Raw genomic sequence first — 2,279 nt, 5'->3', positions numbered from 1 at the left:
CCGGCGGCGACCGCTGCCTCGACGGCCTGCACCGACGGGTCTTCCTTCCACGAGGTGGTGACGGGGTGTCCGAACGACAGGTTCATGACCCGGATGTTGTAGCGGTTCTTGTTGTCGACGGCCCATTGAATCGCCGCGATGAAGTCGGAGGCCTTGCCGTGGCCCATCTCGTCTGTGACCTTGAGCCCGATGAGACTGGCCTCCGGCGCAATTCCCGTGGCGCGTCCGCCGGAGCGCTTGCCGTTGCCCGCGATGATGCCGGCCACATGCGTGCCATGGCCGTTCTCGTCATGGGGACGTTGCACCATTCCGGTGAAATCGTGGAAGGCCGTGATCCGTCCGTGCAGATCCGGGTGGTCTGCGATGCCGGAGTCGATGACGGCAACCCCCACGCCCTTTCCCCGGACGCCGCGCGACCAGAGCCTGTCGAGCTGCAGGGTGGCGTCGACGTTGTCGAGCCCCGCCACCGGACGAGGCGTTGACGGCGCCAGGGGAGGCAGGTCGATGGCGTCATCGGGGTGCACGCGAATCCCGCTGTCCGTGGCCTGGTAGCGGTCGAGGGCCTGACGGGAGAGCGGGCTTCCCTCGTACGAGAAGCCGTTGATGATGGGGAGGTCGTGGGTGATGCGGGCCTGCGGATCGAGGCGCAGCACCGCGGCCCTGAGGGCCGCAGCCTGGCTCGCCCGCGGAGCGGTGACGATGAACGACTGCGTGCTGCTCATGACGCCATCGGCACCTTTACGAGCTTGTTGCGGTCGCCCGCCTTCTCGATCCACGCCTCGAACGGCATGCCGTCGGGGCGGCGCAGATCGCTGGCCTGCGTGGGGGCGGTGAGCGCCACCGACCTGCGGGCCATCACTCGTGCGGCGTCTGCGCGAACCTCGGCTCGGGTCGCGTCGTCGACCGGCTCGTACATCTGGTGGAACAGGGCGCCATCGGGTCCGAAGCCGAGAGTCAGGGTTCCGCCCACCTCGGTGAAGGTGTGGGGATCGAGGTCGACCGCTTCGGTGTAGCCGTAGCGCACGAAGGTCTCGCCGCGGTCGTTCGACCACACCTTCTCGGCGGTGAGAGGCGCGTCAGACGCGACCCCGAGCGACAGTCGCGCGCCTGACAGGAAGGTGTCGGCCTGCGCAAGCGTGGTCTGCGCGCCGCTGCCCAGCGACAGCTCGGGCAGGCGAGTCGGGGCAGCGGTTGCGTCGGTGTGCGCGATGTTGCGCTGGGTGAAGACGTCGCCGATGATGGCAGCGTGCTGGCCGTTGAAGTAGCGCTGGTCGGCGACCAGCATTGCCTTCGCCATCTCGCTGTACGACTTCATCTTGTCCGGGCCGAGCTCGACGGTGTGGGCGTACAGCGGGCCGAATGCGTCTCGGGCGGCCACGATGGCGTCCCGGGTCGATAGCCCCCGGGCCTTGTTGGCCGCGGTCATGCCGGCCACGATGTCCCAGCAGGCGCCGGTGAAGATCTGGCTGAAGCTGTGCGGCTCCTTGGTGAGCACGTCCGGGTCGCCAGGCTTGGTGGGCAGGGTCGACGGGTCTTGATAGACGTAGCGGTTGTTGGCGTTGCGAATGGTCCAGTCGTCTGGCTTTCGCCCGCCCAGCATCTCATCGTTCACGCCCCGCGAGAACTGCTCGGCCAGGGCGGTCACCAGGTTCGGCTTGTGCAGGTCGCCGCCGGTCTGGCTCACCAGGGCGTCGAGAACGGTGTCTTCATTGAGCGCGGTGAGCATGGCGGCCACGTCGCCGAACGACTCGTGGAAGCTCTTCGCCTCGTCGCTGCCGAACCACCCGATGAGCCCGGGCTTCATGCCGTCGAGAACCGCATGGCCCACCTCGTGGCTCACCACGTCGAGCGACTCGCTGCCGTGCATCACCACGCCCAGCTTGTTGTCGGTGCCGTCGAAGAAGTTCACCGAGTGGTCGAGTCGCAGGTAGAATGCGTTGAACCCGTCCTTGAAGTGCGGGTGGATCTTGAGCGGACCGTCGAAGGCCCACTTGATCTCGTGGCCGACGTACTTCTCGAACAGGCCGAGGGTCTTGTCGGTGCACGCGAATGCGTTGGCCTGCTGGAAGCCGGGCGTGCCGGGTGCGAAGATGTAGTCGCCGTTGGCGTCTGGCGCGGCGGCGGGGGTCTTGTCGTCCATCGTGACGCGGGGGCCGCTCATCGTGGCGCCGATGTGATCGCGCGCAATGCGGGTCTCGACGGTGGCGAGGGTGGCGGGATCTTGCGGGGTGAACGCGACGCGCACCGTTGTGCCTTCGGTCGAAGGCGGTGCTTCTGGC

General features: G+C 67.5%; 2 protein-coding genes. Both read right to left on the bottom strand.

The window, feature by feature from the left end; genetic code table 11:
- Nucleotides 1–722 (bottom strand): hypothetical protein (locus EB084_24005; protein NDD31327.1); only part of this gene is annotated, 722 nt, incomplete at its 3' end.
- Nucleotides 719–2,279 (bottom strand): hypothetical protein (locus tag EB084_24000; GenBank protein NDD31326.1); only part of this gene is annotated, 1,561 nt, incomplete at its 5' end. The genes EB084_24000 and EB084_24005, both read right to left, overlap by 4 nt.

Source organism: Pseudomonadota bacterium (genome assembly GCA_010028905.1).
Classification (GTDB): Bacteria; Vulcanimicrobiota; Xenobia; order RGZZ01; family RGZZ01; genus RGZZ01.
This window is presented reverse-complemented; position numbering and strand designations above follow the sequence as displayed.